Below are 21,284 nucleotides of genomic sequence, written 5' to 3' on the forward strand. Positions count from 1 at the left end.
TAAATTTGAGTATTAAATGACACTTTTATAAATATATTACTAGGATATCAAACTCACATTCGTATTGGAATATACTGTATAAAATAATGTATCTAAGCTACGTTACAGCATTCATTTCTTTTACCTAACAGGTCAGTGGAGAAACTTGTACATTTGTATACCGCCCGGCGGCGTTCCGGGCTTCAAAGAGGCTTGCGTTTTGCAGTTCAGCTCTGCAACGTAGAGCTTACCGAATTAATGCCAGAAACCAAGAGAACTGAAGCAGCAGGGCAAGTTCTTCATAACCCCCTCCTAATCGTTCACCGAAGTCAAGTTTGTAATTAGTCCCGCTCCTCCTCTATGCTTTACTCGAATCAGAACATTTACAATATGGGGGAATAACTAATGGAATGGGATGAATTACGGAGCCGCTTCGATAGGCTCTATGGCACTCAAGCATCTGATGCTGGTTTAACCGGGGAATCGATAGACGCTTATCAAGCTGAGTTGCTCAAGCTGTATGATCGCAGGGCTGGAATAAGTACGGAAGTCTCCTTAATTGGTGATTCCGTGTGAGCAGCGTATATTCAGAACGGGTGTACGGTTTCCTACCTAAATGAATCCAGATAAACCAAAACCACCAATAACCGAAATGGCGTTGGTGGTTTTTCGTTTTTAATCGTTCTTAAACGCTTGAGCCAGCTCTTTATTGATCCGCTTTATGCTCTCAATCTTACTGCTATCCAGATTGCTTATCATGGCAATGAACTCGTCAGTTGCTTGCCGCCTCGCTACTTCGTCTTTATTCTTAACGGCGTCATGACGAAATAAATCGGCAGCATCGACTTGTAGAGCTGCATGTATTTTCTCCAAAGTATCTATGGTGAAGTTCCGTTCTCCCCGCTCCACTGCACCGATATACGCATCATCTAAGCTGGAAAGCTCAGCAAGTTGAAGCTGGGTAAGCCCTTTGGACTTTCTGATCGTTCTTATTCGTTCACTGACTATATTACGCAAACCCTGCATACTACCACCTCACTAATTACAGAGTAGAGTGTTGGGCATACAATATGCAGGGTTGTATAGGCACTACAGTTTGTTGAATAAACTCCGTATACGTAGTATATTAACTCTGATTGGCTTTTGATAAGTAGCTTGCAGATGCTAAATCAGATAAGCGTATTGCTACTACCTATCGATGGATTGAGCTAACTTTATCAGGCGTCGCCAGCATAACTCAGGGGATATGGAGGGATAGTCTCTGGGCATGAAATCATGAAAACACTTTCATTACTGCTCACCTTAACGATTATGGGGTGAGCTTTTCTTTTTATGGGAGCAGCGTGCAGAAAGTATATCACTCACACTGCGAGTATGACGCGCTGGCTGTTAAACTTCAAAAACCTTTAATCCGCACCTGAATCGTTATATTACATTTATACAGCTTAACGATACGAGGTGAGCATGATGAGCAACAAGCAAGACCGACTCAAAGACGGTACGAACAAATTCATGCCCGGAAAGGTAGCGGCACTGGTGAAATGGAATAACAAGCCGCATCTGGACAAGATGATTGACGACAGTACACCTGTGAAGGAATTGGTGGCATGGTGTAATGATAACGGCTTCCCGATCAGCGTTCCCACCATGTACTCCTATATCAAGCAAAGACGGGAATCCGTGGTGAACGACCTCACCAAAGAGCTGCTTCAACCAAAGAATGATACTGATTCGCTCAAGAAGGCGCTGGAAGAAGGTAAGAGAAAAAGGCAATGCACAGTTTAAAGAGAACCGCGCTAAAGAACGTACGGAGGTTAAGGCCACGCTGGAAAAGGAGCTTTCAGATCAAAACAGCCCCAAGCGCATTCGGCACGATATGGAGCTGCTGGACGAAGTAATTCAAAAGGGTTTCGACACGTTGAGCAAGATGGAAGTGATCAGTCCCGTCACCGCTATCAAGTCGATTGAGATGAAGCACAAGCTTTCCAATGGATCGACTGGCGGTTATACGCATTATGGGTTGGAGGAAATCAAGCTCAGAGAAGCTGGGCGAGAACAGGCTATCACAGCGGCCATCCTTGAGTTCATCCCGGTGGAGCAGCATGATGCTGTGATTCAGCGTATGGAGGATGTAACGCGGGCTTACTACGAATCGTTGGGGCTTGGCGAGGCGTACCGGCAGATGGAGGCCATGAATTGATTGAGCATGCCAATGGACCAATACAATTTCAACAACGGTGGTGAAGACAAGATGGAACAGATGTATGTGAGTCAGACGGTAAAGCGAATACAGAAGCGGCTGAGCCATAGTGATAACGGAGCGGCTTTCAAAGAATTGATTAAGGAAGCCGTCACCGTTGGCGTTGATCAGTTCTTACGGCATCTCCAGTTGGGGAGAACACAAGTGAATACGGTGTCTGACTTCGAAAAAATGGTCAAGCTTGGGCTTCTTATGTATGGGGAGCCTACCGAGCGATCAGAAGTCACGACCGATATCAGGATGCATGAGACGCAATGGGAATCAATTAGAAGCACGCCAGAGTTTGAAGTAATTAAAAACAGATTGGCTGAACAAATGAATAGGGAAAATGAGGAGTACTAGCAGGAACCGATGGGAAAACGCCCTGTGATAGACGTTCTCCTCTGCGTTGGCTTGGTGGAGTGTGTGTGGTGCTGTAATTGAGCTTATCGAGACGGCGACGCGGGAATATTACGAATCCATCGGTCTAGGTGAAGCCTATGCGCAGCAAGTGGCAAGAGAGGCAATGGAAGATCATGGGTGACGAAAAGGAGAACGCTTGTGTTGGACGTTCTCCTTTGGTTTGGCTTGGTGGAGCGCTTATCTAACACGTGTTCTCTGCAACACTTCGGTTCGAACTGGTGAATAAATGTCAATCTCTGCCGAATGTTCCACTATTAAAGATATACAGTAATTTTGAGTGTAGGTTAAATCTGAAATCCATTTATTAAGGCATCTTACAACAAGCGTTATAGGTGCTGCCATTTGTGCGGTTTTAAACTGGCGTATTGCTTTTTGGTGGCATCCTTTGTTTCTAATATTGACACCTGGTTTTAAACCAATCTCATAGGGCTTTAATGCGGTAGGGGTAGTGTCTTCTTCGTCAGCTTCCTCAACATCTTGAACAGCATAGTGCGCTATTATCTCGTCAGGAATAACGGTATGAAACAACTTAAATTCCATTTGTGCCCCTAAATAGCTGTCACCTCGTGTAGCTCTCACAATAGGGTCAAATGTAAGCACTGCTGAAATCTTTTTTGTTCCTTTGGTTTCAAAGAAGGTACTTGGTAGATTCACAGAATACGTCTTCACTTTATTCAAGCCAATTATACCCTCATCCATTAAAACAATTCTGTTATCTAATGAATAAATAGCTTTTTCCACGTTGGGAATTCCGTATCCTGTCATTTGCCATTGTGCTTTTTCCTGTTTGGTCGCGGTGTATCCCAAATTTGCAGAAGGCGCAAGCTCTGTTGATTGAAGTAATAGGTTCTTAATATAATTCGCTGATTTATCAGGGAAGCTGTTAGCAATCTGCCCTAGTAAATTTGATACTTTAGGTGCAGAAAAACTTGTCCCAGTATCAAAGCTGAATAAAGCCTCGGTTGGATTATTAGATAAAAGGGCAATTTTACCTCCAATATTTTCAATTACACGGTTATAGTTTTCTCTTAAGATAAGATTGCCACCATACTCCACGATTTCAGGTTTCATCATTCCATTAATTCCGAACCCTGTTCTACTAAAAGGAGATGGTTGTCCAACATCTGCAATGGTATGCCAAATATCTTGACCTGGCCTAGGCTCCATTGCTCTGATAGAAGTAGCGATAGATCCAACGGTGAGTGAGAGTGCCGAAGTAGCTGGATTAATAATTTTAAAGTCACTATTTTCAACCAAATAATTTGGATATTCCCTTAAAATCCCTTCAATATCATAAAACAAACTTGGTTGTTGATTACCTGCAGAAATAACAAACACAACATTGCGGTATTCTAAAGCTAATTCATCTATTAAATTAGCAAGAGGAAATTGGCGGTTACCACCATTTCCTAATGATTCATAACTGTTTCCAAATGATATATTTACTACTTTGATTCGATTATCAACATTATCTAAAAATGTCCTGATGGCATCGTTTAATTGATTCTCAAACAGTTTCTCCGGGTCATACACAGGGGTTACGTTGCCATGGAAGTCTCTTTCAGCATACATTACTTTTGCGGAAAATAACCAGTTAGTCGGAGAAAATTTCCTTTCTTCTATGCAACGCTCAATATCATAATAGATACTATTTCCTGCAACCGCTGTACCGTGACCCGCGACATCGTGCGTCTGACGTTCTCCCTCTTGGAAGTTTTGCTCATCCCCAACCGCTTTTTCTAATAACGGATGATTTGAAACAATCCCAGAATCAATGACAAGAATCCCTGCTGCATCTTCTGGTGGTTCGGTAGCTTCAAACTCCTCAACATCAATTTGTCGATATTCAGAAGGATTGAACCTTGGAAGCATCGGTATTTCTATTCTTGCTATTTCTTTCAACATAATAATTTCATCAAAAATCGCCTTGTTTAGCTTGATCCTTAAAAGAGCAAATGACTTCATAATCAGCTTATCTGTTACACTAAAATGAGGGTTTTCACGATAGGTTTGAGAAAGCTGTCTTATAAATGTGTCAAGTATCTCGTCATCCATTCTCCACAATTCAACATTCAAATAATAAAGTTGATCTTCCTTCAAAGGATTTTGTCTTAACCCTTCGCCTATTTTCTCTTCGATTGGGATGTCCTCAATACCATCAATAGCATGAAAAAACTCATACTTATAACGCCCTGGAATAACCCCGGAGTACTGAGCCAGCTTGTTTTTAAATACATTTAGTTCTTCATCATTAGCAAATACGACCCAATATCCTTGTCTATTTTCTGCCACCGAAAGAACAGTCAGTTCGCCCATTGCATTTAAGATTCTCTCAAAGCCTGGAATATCAACACTCTGGTTTACCTTAATTCTATAAATCAAATGGGGGTTTATCGTACCACGAAACTTATGTTTTATTTCAGTAAAAGATTGAGCAATTTGGTTTGCTTTCAGGGTGTTTTCCTGATGATATTGAATTTTATCCCTTGTTCCAAGGAGTTTAAAACCTCCTCCCCTTTGGGTGGAGGTTTTCTTCGGAAGTTCTTCAACATATTGTGGCAACGGTAAGTGATTGTGTCGGACCATTTAGGGACTCATCCTCCATTTTTTTGACGAAGAGCGTATCGTTCTTTATAACGAGTAAGCACGTAATTCATCTCTACGGAGGTCAGAATATCCTTGTTGTTTATAATCACGCGTTTCATTGCTTCCCTACACATGAGCTGCAAATCTGATGGTGAAAATCCTTCAGTTTCTTCTCCAATCAACGACAAATTCAGAGTAGAATCTTTTTTGATTGGCTTTAGGTATTGCTTTATAAGTCTCTCTCTCTCTTCTTTGTTCGGCAATTCGAAGCTTATTATTTCATCAAATCTCCGCCAAATGGCTGGATCCAGTATATGAGGATGATTTGTGGCACAAATTAATAAACTTTCACCATCAAAATTATCAATCATTTGTAAAAAGTTATTAACAACTCTTTTGATTTCACCAAGTTCATGATGATCGTCTCGATTTTTCCCAATAATATCAACTTCATCAAAAAGAACAACCCACATACCATTCTTGATAAACTCGAACACCTTACGTAAATTTGTTGCAGTCTCTCCTAGGTATGAGGAAATTATTGCGTCAAAGTTAATGTATACCAAGGGGATTTGTAGAACTGAACTCAATATTTTTGCGCAGAACGTTTTCCCTGTTCCGGGCAATCCACAAAACAAAGTTTTTCGAGTTGGGACTAGGTTATATGTTGCTAAAATATCCGCTGAACGAATCTCATTACAAAGCTGCTCCAAGATCATTTTCTTTTCGTTGGATATTATAAGATCATCCCACGAGAAATCATATTCCCTGACTTCTAACAAAGGAAAACCACTATCGTTATCCCTCGGAATTGGAATGTTTGCTCGATAACGATTACTATGAATTACAGCCTTACTATTTTTAGTCGACGCATATAACGCATCTTTAAGTTGCTTAGCTGCGATATTGTGCTTTTTTCTCTTCTCAGAGTCAATAAACTCCTCAGCTACTGTTATAAAGTCTTCGGTATCTTGCTTAGAAAAAGCAAGAAAAAGTCGTTTTATAATATCATTTGTAGTCACAATATTCCTCCTCACCCAACCGGGTGATAAGCATTAATACTTAATTTCGACATTTACCAGTATTCCCCTGCTGCCTTAAGTTTAATTTATTCTTTACATTTGATTTCCCAAACAGATTCGGGCAAACAACACCAATTTTTCGCCGTCACTTGTGATACTGTTCCCCCGATTAATCTAATCGCCCGATACACCTGCTCCATCAACAGCACAACTGGGTGCAGGAGAAAGAAAACCAGAACAGTTACCAGCGTCGTCGACAATTACTGGCGGCTCGTATTACCTGGTTCTTCCTAGACTCGAATAAGCGGTATGGCAGCCCGAAAATTAGAAAGTTACTCCAACGTGAAGGCTGGACGGTTTCCGAGCGCCTCGTAGGCATACTCATGAAAGAGAACGGTCTGCGTTCGTGTGTATCCAAGAAGTTTCGAGTTAACACAACCGATTCGAATCACACGCTGCCCATTGCGCCTAACGTGCTGAATCAGAACTTTAAGACGATTGCACCTAACAAGGTCTGTGTAACGGATATCACGTATGTACCGTGCCGTGAAGGCCGGTTGTATCTCGCGAGTGTCTTGGACTTATATACGCGTAAGATCGTGGGCTGGAAGCTCGCAGACCGAATGACGACGGATTTGGTACTCACTGCACTGGAACAAGCCTACGAGTCTCAAAAGCCTGGTGAAGGACTCATCCATCATTCGGACCGGGGCTCACAGTATGCCTCGGAAGAATACCGTGCACGACTAGAGACATACAAAATGAAAGCCAGCATGAGCCGCAAGGGCACTGCTACGATAACGCCTGCATCGAATCGTTTCACAGCGTCTTGAAAAAAGAGTTTATTTACTGTACAAAATTCCGCACCAAGGCACAAGCGCAACAAGAAATATTCGAGTACATTGAGCTTTTCTACAATCGCAAGCGAATTCACGGCTCTCTGGGTTACTTATCGCCAGATCGTTTTGAGTCCCTTTACTACAGCACGATTAGCTAATACTTCTTATATTGTTTCTACTTTCTTGACAGAGGTCCAGATTATTGCTTATTTTCAATCTAAAAATTGCATCAAGATAGTTGGCGACATTTCTAACCCCGCTCCCATGCACATCCTTATGGCTGACCCCTATCTCTAAAGCCCTTTGCACCACCTCACAAAGTACGATAAGGTGGTACTCGAACCTGCCACAAGTCGTAATCATCAGTCCGCTATGGAGAGAGTGGATGATATCATTCTTCGTAACTGTTTCGTCTCCTTCGAACTCGAAATAATCCGCAGTAGTTAGATTGTTTAGGGAGTTGAAAATCCCCATCTGTTCAAACCTCTTCTGTTGAAAACTAAGATTCTTCTTCTCTTGTTCAATGAAATTAAGGAATTGATGTTTATAGGTCTCTATGCTCGAAAGAAAATCATCCCTGTCGTAGATCATTTTCGCATCCTCCTACTGAATATTTTTCGCCGTCACTTATGGTACGGTTCCCCCCGCATAATCTTAAACGCCCGATACACCTGCTCCGCCAGCACCAGCCGCATCAGCTGATGGGGCAGCGTAATCCGCCCGAACGACAGCTTGCTGGCCGCGCGCCTGAGCACCGCATCGTCGAGCCCCAGTGAGCCGCCGATGATGAAGGCGAGCTGGCTCGTCCCGTATGTGCCGAGCTGCTCGATGTGGCGCGCGAGCTCCTCCGACGACCAGGTCGCCCCCTCGATCGCGAGGGCGATGACGTGGGTGTCGTCGCTCTTGATCGCGGCGAGGATGCGCTCCCCCTCGCGCTGCTTCACTTGCGCTTCCTCGGAAGCGCTCAGACGTTCCGGCGCCTTCTCCTCGGCGACCTCCACGATCTGCAGCTTCGCATAAGGCGTCATGCGCTTCACATACTCCGCAATGCCATCTACCAGGTACTTCTCCTTGAGCTTCCCTACTGCAATGATCTGAATGAACAACGCTGCCCTCTCCCTTTTCCCTGTACTACATCCCTAAGCTTAGCCTAAACAAAAAAAGAGGAGCACCCAACCGCTCGGTCTCCCCCATCTATTCAAATAACCAGATACTTCGGAGGTTCCTTGCACCGCTCACAATGAGCCGGCGGCTCCCAAGCCGTGAACTTCACTTCGTTCAAATCATAGATGTCTGGCGCTTCCTCATATTCATCGACGAACATATCGAGGGCAAGCTCCAGATGCTCTTTACAGACTACGAACATGCATTATTCCTCTTTCCTCTCCGTAAGCGTCAACGTAACCGTAGTTTTTTTGCTACCTCGGTAGTAAGTAATCTTGAGGGTATCCCCAATCTTCTTCTCCAGGTACAAATGCTGCCTAAGCATCAGATTCGTTGACACGGCTTTCCCATCGAGCTCGGTGATCACGTCATTAGCCGCTAGACCCGCTTCCTTGGCAGGACCAACCGCATCCATTACGATAAGACCATTTTTCACCGTTTCGGGTAATTTTAATCCTTCAATGCCTTTATAGGAACGCAGAGCGTCTGTCGTCACTCCCAAATAAGGTCGTTTGACCTTCCCATACTTGATCAAGCTGTCTATCGTTTCCTTCGCCTGATTGATCGGGATCGCGAATCCAAGCCCTTCAACGCCGGTCTCCGATACTTTCATACTGTTAATGCCTACCACTTTACCGTCCAGATTGACTAATGCGCCGCCGCTGTTACCCTGGTTAATGGCCGCATCTGTCTGAATCACGTCCATTTCCCAATCGTAGTTGCCATCATTAGCAAAAGAAATCGGGATACGCCGCTGAGGTGAACTGATTACGCCAACGGTAGTCGTCTGCGAAAAGCCCAGGCCAAGTGGATTACCAATTGCAATCGCAGTCTCTCCGGACTGCAGCTTCCCTGAGTCTCCGAATTCAGCGAATACCTTGATCCCATCCGCATCCATCTCGAGCACTGCCAGATCCGTAATCATGTCCCTACCCTTGATATCCGCTTTCTTATGCACTCCGCTCGCTAGTACAACCTCGACCTGTGTAGCATTCTGCACTACATGGTTGTTCGTGACCACATAGGCCTTATTCCCGTTCTTCTCGAAAATAACACCCGAACCAATTCCGATCATCTGCGCCTGATTCTTATCCGCTTCCTTACCCGCACTTATGATGCTGACAACGGTTGGCTTCACTGCATTCACGGCCTTTACCACCGTATCGCTGCGCCACTGCACATAGTCATCTGTCGACATCGCAGGCGCTGCTACAGGCGCGTTCCTTTGGCCTAGGCTAGAGGATAGCCCTACTATGGCCCAGATCACCATAATCGCGAGCAGGATACCTCCCCCAGCCATTGCAGCGACAACTCCGACTTTATAGGGACTTGTGATGCTTCGCTTGGTCCAGCTGCTCTTCCACGGAGCCGTCTTCGGAACCTTCGTCGTGTAGAAATCATCATCGAATAAACTCATCGCCGCTTCTCTCCCTTCAAGGACTTTCTATGAAAATTATGCTCTGTCACGCATGACAGCACGCTCTTTTGCCAACAATAAGGAATAATACAGTGCTACAACTACAAAAAGAGATTCTAAATCTATAAACCCTATCATACTATTCTACTAGATTCCTTAAAGAAGAGCGAGAGAAGCCAAAAAAAGGAGAGATGATTCCATGAACCGAATCCATTCCCACATGCAGGAAGTCAATATGATTGCGAAGCTTGCCGACCTGAAGGAAGAGCACTACCGCAACAGCTTGCTGCTGAGCGCGATGATGGAGCTGCTGATTGATAAAGGATTGTTACACCGACAAGATATTGAAACGAAGATGCTGGAGCTTGATTCGCTTATGACTCCGGATTCAATTTATCCCATTTCGTAGGGCGATCGAAGTATGTATCCATGAGCTTAACCTTTCGACCATCGGCTGGAAAGCCACCTTCTTCTAATACATTATTCACGGTAAGTTTGGCCAAGTCCATTAAATTGTGGTCCCTGCTCAAATGGGCCAAATATACTGATTCTGTTCGTTCTGATATAATCTCGCAAAGCGCTTCACCTGCAGCAACGTTGGACAAGTGCCCCGTGTCTCCCAGTATCCGTCGTTTGATATTCCATGGGTAATGGCCGACACGGAGCATCTCGATATCGTGATTGGACTCCAGGATGATCGCGTTCGAGTCCTTGATCTTCTCTTTTACCTTACTGCTGACATAACCGAGATCGGTTGCAAGACTAAGCTTCTGTTCTCCCTCATAGAAACAATACCCTACTGGGTCTGCCGCATCATGTGAGATCGAGTAAGACTCTACCTGTAGGGAGCCGAAGCCGAATTCAAGCATATCCCCTTGCTCGACTACCTTCTTCTTCTCCTCTGCGATCTCCCCAAGCTGCTTGTTCAAGGCTTCCCATGTTTTCTCGTTGGCGTATACAGGAAGGTCGTATTTGCGCGCCAGCGCTCCTACTCCTTTGATATGATCACTGTGTTCATGCGTAATAAGGATGGCATCCAGTTCGGCTCCATGAACCTCTCGTTCTTGCAGAAGCTGTTCAATCTTTTTCATACTAAGTCCAGCGTCGACCAATACCTTCGTCTGCTCATTTGCCACAAGCAGAGAGTTTCCCGTCGAACCGCTGGCTAATACCGTATATCGCAAAGTCATGACGTTCTCCTCTTATCTTACATTTCCCTTTTATTTCGCAGTAGCTGCGCGATTGTTGGCCTGAGAGCTTTCTACATCGCCACGGAAGCCATGCACATAGAACAGATCTCCACCTTGTACAGCAACTCGCCATGTCGGAACAAGCAATCGCTTCTCTGAGTCAAAGATCTGTCCATGGTACCCAAGACGAACATCTTGTATGACAGCCCCGTTCGGCAAGTATTTCTCCGTTAGCGTTCGCAGTACCGTATAAGCCGCGATAACCTTCTTCTCTTCCTTGTCGTCTCCAGCTTCTTCAACTTCAACAAAGGTCTGCTTATAAGCGCTAATCTCTCCGTTCGTCATGAACAGCTCGAGATTCACATCGAACATCGGGTACTCCCCATGCATCTGATTCATGATATACTGCCCGTCTTTGCCCGATAAAGGATCATAGCGATACTCCTCCGAGTTAGAGATCGGACCGTCGGTCAGCTCTTTCAAAGTGCCTTTACTAATAAAGCGATTATATTTAAGCGGCTCTGCCAGAACTATTTTCCGGCCATAGCTGTTGCCTTCGACCCATTTTACCACAATCTCTCTCATCTTGGGTACGTCTTTGGGGATCTCGGTCTCTAGACGAATGCCGCGGGTCTGCATTAATTTATTCAGCTCCACCGCTTGATCCGCCGATGCTTTTTTGTCGCCAAGGAGCCACTGATTCGCCCACAGCTCGTACCCCAGCGTTAAATTCAGCAGCAAGAAAGAGAGAATCAATATTGTTTTGGCTCGTCCCCAGTCCATATTTATCCCTCTTCCTTTCTTCTTCCCTTATAACTTGAACTGTTTTAATTGTTGCACTGAGAAACTCACAAAACGGAGGATGGGATTAGGAGCGGAAAGTTCACGTGCCGCCTTTGAAACCAAGTCGTCACCTCGCTCCTATTCCATCCTAGGACTTGGTTTCAACAGCGGTTGGAGCCCTAATCCCATTCGGAGTGTTTATGAGTTTTTCATCGGTCATTTAAGCAGTTCAAAGTTATTTCATCAACTCATAGGTGCCGTCCCTGTACTCAACCGCCCATACGGGGTTCAACTCTATATACTTCTCCATCACCACGGGCTGATACGCGGGATATACCCCTACGATGGATGGACGTCTAGGATTAGCGGCTAACCAGTCTTCTAACGGCTTCCCGCCTCTGATCGTGGTCAAGCTTCGCTCCAGTGTCCGGCTTCCGAGTGACAGCATGGAACGATCATAGGTGGCTACAACACCCTTTTGCAGCACCAGCTTAATGAGCCCGAAGCCTTCCGGCTTCTCACTCATGATCGGGTAAGAATCAAAGTACTGGCGGAACGTGAACATCTGTTTGCCGAACATTGGGGTCTGCGGAATCGTCTTAACGGCGAACTGTCCGTTCCAACCTCCATGCTGATTCACGAACGCTACCGCTGAGTTAAGGTTCTCCTTGATATCGTTGCGACTTTCTACGGAAGGAATCGGGTCGGTATAACTCATCCACATCTGATCATTCCGGATCTGGAGTCCGCGCTTTCCGTCTGTATAGATCTCAGAGCCGTCCCTATTGCCGAAATTCCGCGTATTGCGCGGGTCCACGAACAAAGTCTTCGTGAATTGCTCCACCGTCATCGGCTCGTAAGGTACGCGGAATTTGGTCATTTCAATAGCAGTGTCGGGCAAATAGATTTCCCCGTCCTTGGAACGATAGGTAGGCTGCAGCTCATTGAATCCGACATAACCCTCAATATCTTTATTATTCAGATCGGCTCTCGCCTCATAAGTGTTGTATTCCGTCAGGAAGTAAGTCTTCACATCTTCCTTAACATCTTTGGTAAAGATCCAGATTCGTTGCACTAGCTCATTATCGAGCGGCAGGTCGCCTTTCAGCAAGAACAACATCTTCAACACACTGAACGGGATCCCTTCATTGAATCGAATCTCCACGCCCGGCTGTTTGTTGCGGATTTCTTCCCACTCTGGACTAACTGTAATGGAAGAGGATCGTCGGAAGCTGTCGAATGTCCGTTTCTTCAGCGATTCGAAAATCAACGTGTAGAATCTATTGTTAGGGTACAGCACCGTGTGGGTTTCCTTGCCCGAATGCAGAATTATGGTTTCCGGGAACAGCAATTCATCTAGCGACACCCTCGTCCCGACTACATCTGCTTCTACATACTCGTTCTCCTTGGCAGCGCCATGGCGCGGTTCACCGAATACAAGAAGGTAGCTTTGGATTAAGCTTGAAACAATCATCAAGGTAAGCAGTATGGATTTCAATTTCTCCATCATCCCGTTTCACCCTCCCACTTCTGCAGGGGCAGTGTGAACGTTACTTTGGTGCCCTTGTTGTACTCGGAGTCCAAAGTAATCATACCTCCATGGGCTTTGACTATTTCCCGGGCAATCGACAATCCGAGTCCCGTGCCGCCCATGCTGCGTGAACGCCCCTTATCTACACGATAGAATCGATCGAATATTCGGCTAAGATCCTTCTTAGGAATACCGATTCCTGTATCCTGAACCTTGAATTCCATCCAATCCTGGTCAAGCTTTTTGCTCTGTATTTGTATATAGCCGCCCTCACCCGTATATTTAATCGCATTGGATATGAGATTGTCCAACACCTGATCAATCTGATCGCGATCCAGCTTCACTTCGCCGATCTGAGAATCCACGCTTATCGAAATTTGTATGTTTTTCTGCTGCATCTGGAAAGAGAATCGGTCCGCAACCTCCTCCAGCATCTCCAACACTGATGTTTTAACCTTGGAAAGCTGGGATTTGCGCGAATCCAGACGAGATAGATGCAATAGATCATTAACAAGTCGGATCATTCGCTCCGTTTCATTACGCATTACTCCGACGAACCGATGTGCCAATGCCTTGTCTTCCACGGCTCCGTCATCTAATGCTTCTAAGTAGCTTTTAATCGTCGTAAGAGGAGTCCTGAGCTCATGAGATACATTAGCTACGAACTCACGGCGCGCCTGCTCCAGCTTTTCCTGCTCGGTTACGTCCTGTAAGACCGCAATCGTACCTGCAGCCGTTCCTTTATCTCTTCGAAAGATAGGGGTGAACATAATCCGGATTGTAACTGGCTCCTCCTCTTCGTCTTCCCCAATATGAATTAAGGCTATTTGTTGCTGTCCATGGGCATGGGACTCAACAGCCTCGCGAGGCATGCCGAGTATATCCCACACCTCCTGATAGCGAATGTCAACATTGCCGATCCGCAGCATCTGTCGAGCTCTGCGGTTAATCACGATTACTTTACCTTGGTCATCCGACGCTATTACCCCATCATTCATGTTGGAGAGAATAGAGGACAGCTTCTCCTTCTCTTCTTCGTTAAGGGCTAATGCTTCTTTCAATCGATCTGTCATATAATTAAAAGCATTGCCGAGTTGTCCAATCTCATCAGGCCCTTTTACCCGCACCACCTGGTTGAAATTACCCTCGGCCATTGCTGTTGCCTGCCTTGTAATCTCTTTTATCGGATTGGTGATCGTGCTGGACAGAATAACGCCTAGTCCCGCTGTAAGAATTAACGCAATAATCGTACCGGTGAGGAAGATCTGATTGATCCCGTTCATCGTTTTGTACAACGGTTCCATCGAAGCGACAATATAGACAGCCCCGATTACTTTGGAGTCGTCTCCTACAGGCTGAGCTACAATCTTCTTTCGTTCACCTTTTTCATCTATATACTCGGACTCATTGTCCTTGATCCCTTGCAAGGCAGATATAACTTCGGGTTGTGTTGTCTTCTGGCCCACTCTGGCTGAATTACTCTGCAAAGAGGTGCTAAGCACAAAGCCATTCGCATCTATGATCTGGATCTCGGCAGCGCTAATATCAATCAGGCTATTCACGACTTCGTTCAAATCTGCAAAAGACTTCTTGCTTTCTTGATTAGCTGTCGCGTCCTGACTCTCTGCTATAAAATCATCGACAAATTCAGTCAGCAGCCTCGCCTGTGAATTCAACGAGACCGAGAAATTATCAATGAAGGATCGCTCCATCGCTCGAACGAAATACACACCTATGAGCTGCATCGCGATCAGAATGAGCAGCACGTAGATGATAATGAGCCGAATTTGTATCGTCTGGAATAGCTTCATGCCTTTCATTGTCGGCCCTCCCGGCCTAGACCGGCCCCCCGGTTCTCGGATTTCGCATCATGTATCCAAGTCCGCGTCGAGTCATAATATACTCCGGTTTGCTTGGATCATCCTCTATCTTCTCACGCAATCGACGAATCGTCACATCCACCGTCCGGACGTCGCCTAGATACTCGAACCCCCATACGGCTTGGAGCAAATGCTCCCGAGTCATCACTCGTCCGCAGTTCTTGCCCATATAATAGACCAACTCATATTCCCTGTGTGTCAGGTCCAACGGCTGGTGATCCTTGTACACGATGTACATGTCGCTATCGATCATTAATTTATGAATCCGAAGACCTGTTGGCTCCGTTGCCTCTTGTTGCGATTGGAGCGATTTGTTCTGTCTGCGCAGATGTGCCTTCACACGTGCTAATAATTCCCTTGAACCGAATGGCTTCGTTACGTAATCGTCTGCTCCCAGCTCCAGACCTAACACTTTGTCCAGCTCCGAATCCTTCGCGGTCAACATAATGATCGGAATATCCCGCTTAGCGCGAACTTCCCTGCACACATCCATGCCATCTTTCACAGGAAGCATTATATCTAACAAAATCAGGTCTGGTTCTTCTGAGAATGCCAGCTCTACAGCCGTTCCTCCGTCAAAAGCGCACACCACCTGATAGCCTTCTTTCTCTAAATTAAACTTAAGAATATCTGCAATCGGTTGCTCGTCGTCCACTACCAGGATTTTCCCGTACACTCTCGATCACCGTCCTGCTTTTCTTCCTATTCTACCACACCTGAACCCCTATTCCCATTTAACTTTCCCCCAATAAATGGAGAAAGCCTTTGAATCGAACTCTGAATACCTTAGGAGGATCTCCTATAAGTAAAAAGAGGCCGAATAGCGACATACGGTCGCTACTGGGCCTCTGGAACACCTGGTTTCATTAAGTGTTACTTGGGGTAATAAGGGTATAAGTGCTTATTCAAACAGCTAATTAGATTATCTCGTCAAAAACTTCATCGGATTCTCGGCTACACCGCTTCGTTGAACCTCGAAGTGTAAGTGGGTGCCTGTAGAATCTCCTGTACTGCCCATGATTCCGATCTTCTCGCCTTTCTCCACAACCTTGCCTTTGGTTGTAATGAAAGAGCTTAGATGCCCATACACGGTGCGATAGCCGTTCTGATGATCAATAATGATCTGCTTGCCATATCCATCACCCTTGTCACCGACATAAAGGACAATTCCGTTATCCGATGCCATGATGTTCTTATTGCCTGTAATATCAATACCTTTGTGCATCTTGCCCCAGCGCTGGCCGAAGCTGCTTGTAATATTGGCGCTTAGCACAGGCCATGAGAACTTCCCTGATCCTTCACCAAGAATCACCTTGGTGCCCTTCTTCACGACGGCGGTAACAGCGGGCTGTAGAATCTCTTCATCCAGCAGCTTCTCATCGGTGAGATAGCCGTTCTCCTTGGTCAGCTCAAAGGTCGCTTTCTTCAGTCCATTAATGCCAGGTTTAATCGTCTCAGTCTGACCTTGACGCATATTGTCGTCTTTCTCATAGATCGTATCATATTGAATTTCTTGATTCTCGACTACTTTCTCGATCGTTCGAACGGTAAGCGCCGGCTTCAGAATCGTGACATCCAATACTTGACCTACTTTAATCTTATCGTCTTGTATCCATGGGTTCTTCTCGTAAATAAGCTGTCTGGGAATGCTTAGCTTCTTGGCTATACAGCCTACGCAATCACCTTGCTCCACGGTGTACTTCGAAGGCGCGACATCACCTGTCTCCAACCGACTCAAGATCAGTTTCGGATCCGTTAATTGATCAGGCTTAATCTCCTTCGTGTTCATCTCGATCGGTTCAACGAACCCAACGGATTCTACAGTCGGTTGCCCGATCTGCGGTACTGCCTTGGCTGATAATATGCTTACTGCTCCATCGACTTTTGCTTGCGGCACATACTTCTGCTTGATCTGATCAAGGATTTGTTCAGCTGCTTCCTTGTCCTTGACTACACCAACGGCCTTGCCGTTCACGACCACTTCCACACCAATTGCCTTGGCAACTAGCAGGTTGTTGACGCCGTCAATAGCTGCAGTGTTGTCACTTGATAATTTGAAAGCCTTTTCAGCTTTATAGTTGACCTCATCGGAATTCAGGACCATATGTACATTGGGATTATTTAACTCTAAATCCTTGTACTTGCCCACAATGAAATCTTCAATCACTTGTGGATCGCTCACGGTACCGGCTAATTGACTGCCGACATACACATGAAACACCTCATACGTGTGAAGCTTCACATATTGGTTACCGCCTATTGAAACGGAAGCTAGCAGCCCTAGGGCGCCTACCCCTTTCAACAAACGAAGCCTGTACGCTCTTAGAATGGAAATCGCGTGATGAAGAGGCTTTCGATCCTTGATTGGTTCAGTCAAGCTGTTGCCGCGGGTCGATGTGAAAGCGCGCTTGGATTTCTCCCACACGCCCTTAACCCACTCGGTTATCTTGATTGAGTTCATGTTTCTCTCCTCTTACCCATTATTGAAACTTGGCAGATTTCGACAATATAATACAGCACGCCAATGTTTCTACTTTACCACAGCTAGTCTACTATTTTCAACCGCTGGGCCTAAAGTCACGCCGGACGCGGAAAAATCGCATCAGCTATGATAACTGGTCATAGGAGAGGATCGCGAAATGTTACCTATTGTATCTGATTATTTGTATTTTTGCAGAATGACAAGAAGCTGCTTGTATTCCTCCGGCTTCAGATGCTGTTCCACGATCTTCTCCACCTTCGCAAGCTCCTCAGAAGTAATTCCATCTTCTACTAGAGTTGAGATCGTCTGCATCTCTTCCTGAGGGAGTCGTGACAACGCTGAAAAAATAATCGTCTTGTCTTCGCTCGACAACTGTTCCTTCTTGGTCTGGAATTGCTCTTCCGACATCACAAGAGCCTGCTCTTGCGATCTAGCTGAGTCCGTCCTCGCATTGCTCCCTGCTTGTGCCCATGCTGCGACAGAATCCTCCTTCCCAACTGAGGTATCACCAGCGGAATCTTTATTGGCAGCCGATTCCTGTCCGTTCCGCGAGTTAGACCCCTCCTGACCCAATATATTCGGCTTCCCCCATATATTGACCAAAAAATCAGAAATTTCGAAAGGTTTCTCCGAAATTTGCAAGTTATAGGGCTTTAATAGTTGAGTAATATAGAAATTCACAATATATCCTGTCGTAATAACCGATATGGCACTAATTAATATCGCGCTTACGAGCAGCTTGCTGAACCAGCCTACTAGCTTCATGTCGTATTCCCACCTTCTCTCGCTCCTGGAAGCGGTTATGCGCTTACTGCTTCCAGTATTGACCGATTCGCAAGGGTTTAAAAGGAATGAAACAAAAAAGAATCTCCGCCAGAGGCGAAGATTCTCGAAGTTATTCTATAGGCTGTTAAGATTAGGAGTAGATCGCCTGCACCAGATTCGTCTGCTCGCGGTTGCGTCCTACAGAGAAGATTGCAATCGGAATACCTGTAAGCTGCGAGACGCGCTCCAGATAAGTCCTGGCGTTAGCAGGAAGCTCATCCATCGTCTTCACTTGTGAGATGTCCTCTTGCCACCCTGGGAACTCCTCATAGACCGCTTCACACTCGGATAGAACGTTCAGGCTTGCCGGATAGTAATCGATGACCTCACCGCGGTATTTGTAGCTCGTGCAGATCTTAACCGAGTCTAGTCCGGATAAGACGTCTATCGAGTTAAGGGATAGGCCGGTAATTCCGCTGACACGGCGAGCATGCCGTACAACAACACTGTCGAACCAACCTACACGGCGCGCGCGACCGGTTGTAGTGCCGTACTCATTGCCTTTCTCGCGAATCCAGTCACCAGTCTCATTGTTCAACTCAGTTGGGAAAGGTCCGTCACCTACTCTAGTCGTGTAAGCTTTGGCTACACCAATAACTTGCTGGATCTTAGTCGGGCCTACACCCGAACCGATGCAGACGCCGCCTGCTGTTGGATTCGATGAAGTTACGAATGGATAAGTCCCTTGGTCAATATCGAGCATAACCCCTTGCGCACCTTCGAACAACACGCGCTTTCCATCGTCTATCGCATTATTCAACACTACAGACGTATCCGTAACGTACTTGCGAAGCACTTCTGCATACTCCAAGTATTCCTTGAGTATTGGTTCTACATCAAGTCCTTTGGAGCCGTATACTTGCTCAATTACACGATTCTTCTCGCCAACCATCTGGCGTACTTTGCGCTCGAATTCAGAAGCATCCATCAGATCAGCAACTCGAATCCCGTTACGGGCTGCTTTGTCCATGTAACAAGGACCGATTCCCTTACGAGTCGTACCGATCTTGTTCGAGCCCTTGCTATCTTCTTCCAGACCGTCTAGCAAAAGGTGGTATGGCATAATCAAGTGAGCACGGTCGCTAATTCGAAGGTTGTCTGTAGAATAGTCGTTCTCGTGAATATAATTAATTTCCTCAATAAGAGCAGCAGGATTCAACACCATGCCGTTTCCGATCACGCATATTTTATTAGAATAGAATATACCAGATGGAATTAAGTGTAATTTATACTTTTTATTTTGAATTAGAATCGTGTGACCTGCATTGTTACCGCCTTGATAACGAGCCACCACGTCAGCGCTTTCCGCTAGGAAATCCGTGATCTTTCCTTTGCCCTCGTCGCCCCATTGGGTTCCGACTACAACAACCGTTGACATTCCTCATACCCCCGTAAGGTGGTGTGGAGCACACACCAAGATAAGCCGCACCCGTCGGAGAGCGGCATTCTCAGTTTAACAGTACCCTATTGTAAAGTCAATAAAAACGAACAATCCCACACTAGTCTGCGGGATTGTTCGGATATAATCGAAAATTAGTGCATATGTGTGCTTTAACCTGCCGCTTCCGGTGCATACTGGCGGTCCAGGCTTACGAATTTATTGAAATTTTTCAAGAATACAAGCTCTACCGTTCCAACGGGTCCATTCCGCTGCTTGGCTATAATAATCTCGATGATATTCTTCTTCTCCGACTCTTTGTCGTAGTAGTCATCCCGGTACAAGAAGGCCACGATATCGGCATCCTGCTCAATAGATCCCGATTCCCGCAAGTCTGACATCATTGGACGTTTGTCCTGACGTTGTTCCACGCCGCGGCTGAGCTGCGACAATGCGATTACGGGAACATTCAGCTCTCTCGCTATCGCCTTCAGTGTTCGAGAGATTTCAGATACTTCCTGCTGGCGATTCTCTCCTCCCTTCCCGCGGCCATGAATCAGCTGCAGGTAGTCGATTAGAATCATACCAAGCCCTTTCTCCTTCTTGAGTCGGCGGCACTTGGCACGAATATCCGCTACTGTTACCGATGGAGAATCATCGATGTAGATATTCGCCTCTGACAAGGTCCCTATGGCCATCGTCAGCTTCTCCCAATCGTCGCCTTCCAGGAAGCCTGTCCGCATCCGTGTCGCGTCTACGTTGGCTTCTGCGCAGATCATCCGCTGTACTAGCTGCGCCGCGCCCATCTCGAGACTGAAGATGGCCACGGTTTCCTTGGCTCGAACGCCCACGTTCTGCGCAATATTCAGCGCAAACGCCGTCTTCCCTACAGAAGGCCGAGCAGCCACAATAATCAAGTCCGAGCGTTGGAAGCCGGACGTCATGCGGTCCAGATCCGTGAAGCCAGAAGGAACCCCAGTTGCTCCGCCTTTGTGATTGTACAGAAATTCGACTCGCTCGAATACTTCCATCAGCACGTCACGAATCGAGACGAAACCATTGCCTGCCCGGCGATTGGATATTTCCAGAATCTTGCGCTCGGCTTCATTCAGCAGATCGCTTACTTCTTCTCCGCCGGCATATCCGTTGCTCACGATCTGGGTTGCGGTACGAATCAAGCGGCGGAGCATCGACTTCTCTTCCACAATCTGCGCATAATAGTCCACATTGGCTGCCGTAGGCACTGCATTGGCAAGCGAGCTCAGATACGAGACACCGCCAATATCCTCCAGCTGCTGCTTGTCCTGCAGCTTAGCGGTCAAGGTAATCAGATCAACCGGTTCATCCTCTTGCCCAAGCTCCTGCATGGCTGCGAAGATATGTTGATGCGCGGTCCGATAAAAGTCTTCATCGCTTACGCGTTCCAGTGCTGTGACCAGTGCTTCGCCATCAAGCAGAATTGCTCCCAATACCGCTTGCTCGGCTTCCAAATTTTGTGGAGGGATGCGGTCGAGAAATATTTCCTCGTTCATGGCCATTTCCTCTC

General features: G+C 46.1%; 23 protein-coding genes. 7 read left to right on the forward strand and 16 right to left on the reverse strand.

Annotated features, from left to right (window positions below):
* The first annotated feature begins 384 nt into the window (after positions 1–384).
* Positions 385–555: a hypothetical protein gene (locus tag AC58QD_RS26205; protein ID WP_497337986.1), complete on the forward strand. Its 171-nt coding sequence runs from the start codon at positions 385–387 to the stop codon at positions 553–555.
* 99 nt (positions 556–654) lie between these two features.
* On the opposite strand, the gene AC58QD_RS26210 is transcribed toward AC58QD_RS26205, so the two are convergent.
* The gene (locus AC58QD_RS26210) at positions 655–1,005 is read right to left on the reverse strand and encodes a helix-turn-helix domain-containing protein (RefSeq protein WP_497337987.1); all 351 of its coding nucleotides are present in this window, start codon (positions 1,003–1,005) and stop codon (positions 655–657) included.
* A gap of 438 nt (positions 1,006–1,443) precedes the next feature.
* Between AC58QD_RS26210 and AC58QD_RS26215 the strand changes: the two genes are divergently transcribed.
* From AC58QD_RS26215 to AC58QD_RS26225, 3 genes are read left to right on the forward strand one after another with little or no spacing between them, the layout of a single operon-like run.
* A complete protein-coding gene (locus tag AC58QD_RS26215; RefSeq protein WP_497337988.1) occupies positions 1,444–1,764 on the forward strand; it encodes a hypothetical protein in 321 nt (106 codons plus the stop codon).
* Positions 1,700–2,179, forward strand: a complete 480-nt coding sequence (locus AC58QD_RS26220; protein ID WP_497337989.1) for a hypothetical protein — start codon at positions 1,700–1,702, stop codon at positions 2,177–2,179. The genes AC58QD_RS26215 and AC58QD_RS26220 overlap by 65 nt, the downstream gene beginning before the upstream one ends.
* A complete protein-coding gene (locus AC58QD_RS26225) occupies positions 2,180–2,581 on the forward strand; it encodes a hypothetical protein (RefSeq protein ID WP_497337990.1) in 402 nt (133 codons plus the stop codon).
* 237 nt (positions 2,582–2,818) lie between these two features.
* Here AC58QD_RS26225 and AC58QD_RS26230 read toward each other — a convergent pair whose 3' ends face one another.
* Both AC58QD_RS26230 and AC58QD_RS26235 read right to left on the reverse strand, forming a co-directional pair.
* Positions 2,819–5,227, reverse strand: a complete 2,409-nt coding sequence (locus AC58QD_RS26230) for a S8 family peptidase (RefSeq protein WP_497337991.1) — start codon at positions 5,225–5,227, stop codon at positions 2,819–2,821.
* A gap of 8 nt (positions 5,228–5,235) precedes the next feature.
* Positions 5,236–6,249, reverse strand: coding sequence for an AAA family ATPase (locus tag AC58QD_RS26235; RefSeq protein WP_497337992.1), 1,014 nt, complete (start codon positions 6,247–6,249; stop codon positions 5,236–5,238).
* 215 nt (positions 6,250–6,464) lie between these two features.
* On the opposite strand from AC58QD_RS26235, the gene AC58QD_RS26240 reads away from it, so the two are divergent.
* Both AC58QD_RS26240 and AC58QD_RS26245 read left to right on the forward strand, forming a co-directional pair.
* Entirely contained in the window at positions 6,465–7,082 is a 618-nt protein-coding gene (locus tag AC58QD_RS26240) for an IS3 family transposase (protein ID WP_497337993.1), read from the forward strand.
* On the forward strand, positions 7,079–7,246 hold the full coding sequence (locus AC58QD_RS26245; RefSeq protein WP_497337994.1) for an IS3 family transposase: 168 nt from the start codon (positions 7,079–7,081) through the stop codon (positions 7,244–7,246). The genes AC58QD_RS26240 and AC58QD_RS26245 overlap by 4 nt, the downstream gene beginning before the upstream one ends.
* On the opposite strand, the gene AC58QD_RS26250 is transcribed toward AC58QD_RS26245, so the two are convergent.
* From AC58QD_RS26250 to AC58QD_RS26265, 4 genes are all read right to left on the reverse strand, one after another.
* Complete coding sequence (locus AC58QD_RS26250) at positions 7,239–7,679, reverse strand: hypothetical protein (RefSeq protein ID WP_497337995.1); 441 nt, start codon at positions 7,677–7,679, stop codon at positions 7,239–7,241. The genes AC58QD_RS26245 and AC58QD_RS26250 overlap by 8 nt on opposite strands.
* A gap of 32 nt (positions 7,680–7,711) precedes the next feature.
* Complete coding sequence (gene rlmH / locus AC58QD_RS26255) at positions 7,712–8,194, reverse strand: 23S rRNA (pseudouridine(1915)-N(3))-methyltransferase RlmH (RefSeq protein ID WP_497337996.1); 483 nt, start codon at positions 8,192–8,194, stop codon at positions 7,712–7,714.
* Between the two features lie 92 nt (positions 8,195–8,286).
* A complete protein-coding gene (locus AC58QD_RS26260) occupies positions 8,287–8,454 on the reverse strand; it encodes a CxxH/CxxC protein (RefSeq protein WP_497337997.1) in 168 nt (55 codons plus the stop codon).
* 3 nt (positions 8,455–8,457) lie between these two features.
* Positions 8,458–9,669, reverse strand: coding sequence for a S1C family serine protease (locus AC58QD_RS26265; RefSeq protein ID WP_497337998.1), 1,212 nt, complete (start codon positions 9,667–9,669; stop codon positions 8,458–8,460).
* Between the two features lie 199 nt (positions 9,670–9,868).
* Here AC58QD_RS26265 and AC58QD_RS26270 point away from each other — a divergent pair, with 199 nt between their 5' ends.
* A complete protein-coding gene (locus tag AC58QD_RS26270; protein ID WP_497337999.1) occupies positions 9,869–10,078 on the forward strand; it encodes a hypothetical protein in 210 nt (69 codons plus the stop codon).
* Here the strand turns inward: AC58QD_RS26270 and AC58QD_RS26275 are convergent.
* The 9 genes from AC58QD_RS26275 to dnaB all read right to left on the reverse strand — a co-directional run bounded on the left by AC58QD_RS26275 (position 10,044) and on the right by dnaB (position 21,270).
* Positions 10,044–10,859: an MBL fold metallo-hydrolase gene (locus tag AC58QD_RS26275; protein ID WP_497338000.1), complete on the reverse strand. Its 816-nt coding sequence runs from the start codon at positions 10,857–10,859 to the stop codon at positions 10,044–10,046. The two genes, AC58QD_RS26270 and AC58QD_RS26275, sit on opposite strands and share 35 nt — an antisense overlap.
* Before the next feature lie 30 nt (positions 10,860–10,889).
* On the reverse strand, positions 10,890–11,642 hold the full coding sequence (yycI, locus tag AC58QD_RS26280; RefSeq protein ID WP_497338001.1) for a two-component system regulatory protein YycI: 753 nt from the start codon (positions 11,640–11,642) through the stop codon (positions 10,890–10,892).
* Positions 11,643–11,877: 235 nt separating this feature from the next.
* Positions 11,878–13,152 (reverse strand): YycH family regulatory protein, encoded by a 1,275-nt coding sequence (locus tag AC58QD_RS26285; protein WP_497338002.1) that lies wholly within the window; start codon positions 13,150–13,152, stop codon positions 11,878–11,880.
* Complete coding sequence (gene walK, locus AC58QD_RS26290; protein ID WP_497338003.1) at positions 13,149–14,993, reverse strand: cell wall metabolism sensor histidine kinase WalK; 1,845 nt, start codon at positions 14,991–14,993, stop codon at positions 13,149–13,151. Before walK ends, AC58QD_RS26285 begins: the two co-directional genes overlap by 4 nt.
* A 16-nt stretch (positions 14,994–15,009) precedes the next feature.
* The gene (gene yycF / locus AC58QD_RS26295) at positions 15,010–15,729 is read right to left on the reverse strand and encodes a response regulator YycF (protein WP_497338004.1); all 720 of its coding nucleotides are present in this window, start codon (positions 15,727–15,729) and stop codon (positions 15,010–15,012) included.
* Positions 15,730–15,975: 246 nt separating this feature from the next.
* On the reverse strand, positions 15,976–17,514 hold the full coding sequence (locus AC58QD_RS26300) for a peptidoglycan DD-metalloendopeptidase family protein (RefSeq protein WP_497338005.1): 1,539 nt from the start codon (positions 17,512–17,514) through the stop codon (positions 15,976–15,978).
* A 198-nt stretch (positions 17,515–17,712) separates the two neighbouring features.
* The gene (locus AC58QD_RS26305; RefSeq protein WP_497338006.1) at positions 17,713–18,300 is read right to left on the reverse strand and encodes a hypothetical protein; all 588 of its coding nucleotides are present in this window, start codon (positions 18,298–18,300) and stop codon (positions 17,713–17,715) included.
* Between the two features lie 151 nt (positions 18,301–18,451).
* Positions 18,452–19,738 carry an adenylosuccinate synthase gene (locus AC58QD_RS26310; RefSeq protein WP_497338007.1) on the reverse strand — a complete coding sequence of 429 codons (1,287 nt, stop codon included), beginning with the start codon at positions 19,736–19,738 and terminating at the stop codon, positions 18,452–18,454.
* Positions 19,739–19,911: 173 nt separating this feature from the next.
* Complete coding sequence (gene dnaB, locus AC58QD_RS26315; protein ID WP_497338008.1) at positions 19,912–21,270, reverse strand: replicative DNA helicase; 1,359 nt, start codon at positions 21,268–21,270, stop codon at positions 19,912–19,914.
* Positions 21,271–21,284: the final 14 nt, after the last annotated feature.

The organism is Paenibacillus sp. J2R1T-4 (assembly GCF_059692235.1).